This is a genomic window from Pedobacter sp. UYEF25 (genome assembly GCF_054061655.1).
Window position 1 is genome coordinate 1 of sequence record NZ_JBSSEL010000049.1, and the last position, 1,460, is coordinate 1,460.

Annotated in this window: 1 protein-coding gene; it reads right to left on the minus strand. The window is 47.1% G+C overall.

All coding sequences use genetic code 11. From position 1 onward, the window contains the following. Positions 1–309: 309 nt before the first annotated feature. Positions 310–1,460 (minus strand): IS110 family RNA-guided transposase (locus ACVWYG_RS19210; protein ID WP_457272678.1); only part of this gene is annotated, 1,151 nt, incomplete at its 5' end.

The following is a 1,460-nucleotide window of genomic DNA, read 5'->3' on the forward strand; positions in this document are numbered from 1 at the left end:
CAAATTCCTATGTAAAGCAGTTTACAGTTCTAATTTATTAATTTTATTCCAATAAGATGCCATAAAGTGTCTAAATTAATGCTACTCAAACACCGTATCTTCAAATCTTTAAGCTCCGACTCCTATATGTGGCAGCGGGGTTTTATCAACCGCGCTCCACCAGCACCCGTGTGGTGAAAGACTTATAAAAAGCAGCCCCAGACTTGTACCTGTGGCTGCCGCTCATTGCTGCCGACACCACCCTTGCTGTTTTGAGGTCTGCTTTTGTCTCTTGTTATTATTTTTATTGAGCCTTAAATATCTGGTTTCCTATGCTATATTTCTGTTCACTTCATATGGCTTTTCTGTTTTGATCACCGATAACATTCTGTTTACTAACTTATGTGCCACTTTTACCACGATTGCCTTTGGGTTTTTACCAAAATGCTTCCGGTAATAGGCCTGCATTTCGGGATCCCTCCTGATGGCTACCCAGCTTGCCTCTATCAGATATCGGCGTAAGATGGGTTTGCACCTTGGGGTGATGCCCAGGCTACGTTCGCTGTCGCCGCTGTTGTGCATACCCGGTACCAGACCGATATAGCTCCCCAACTGTTTCTCGTTGCCGAACCTACGCAGATCGCCCAGTTCCGAGATGATTGCCGAGGCCATATACCCACCTATTCCTGGGATGCTCTTCAACAGATAGTACTCCTTTTTATGGTTTTTCCGACAGAAGCTCCGCAGTTCGTTGGCCAGTTCTAGGTACTCTTTCTTGAATGCGGCATATACCCTTAGCATACTTTCCATGCACAGCTTCCCCGAATTCTCCGCCCAGGTGATGTTGCCGATCCATTCTAAGAAGGACAAAGTCCAGGTGGGCCTATCGAACTCTTCGGGTAAAGCTACGCCATGATAGAGTAGCGTACTTTTGATCCGGTTCTTCGTTTTGCACAGTTGTCTGCTCACGCTGTCTCGCTGCCGCATCAGGCCACGGAGCTGTTCTTCTGTAGTGGTCGGGATATGGATGGCGTGCAGGTTTCCCGTCTGGAGCTGTTTGCAGAGATTTCGGCTGTCTATCTTATCGGTTTTCTGGTACTGTTGTTTGTTCATCCTCGGAACATCAGCTGGGTTCACCACGGTTACGCCCCATCCCAGATTCAGGAAATAACGAGCGGCGCTGAAACCGCAACATCCTGCCTCGTAGGTGATGGAGACCTCATGCTCCCGAAAATGTCGGTCTACGTAATCATATAGAACCTCAGGTTTGGGCGGCAGGGTAAAACCTTTATGGTCGAACAGGTCGGTGCGCAGATGTACGCTCCAACTTTTTTTGTGGATGTCCATCCCAATGTATAACTTAGGGACAGAAGCAGTAGATTGAGTTGCCATAGCTTTAAAGTTTGGGTGGACAGGTGTATTCCTGTGCCACATTGCTGTTTTTGTGGAACTTAAATTTACTGCTTTTACATGGATGCTTG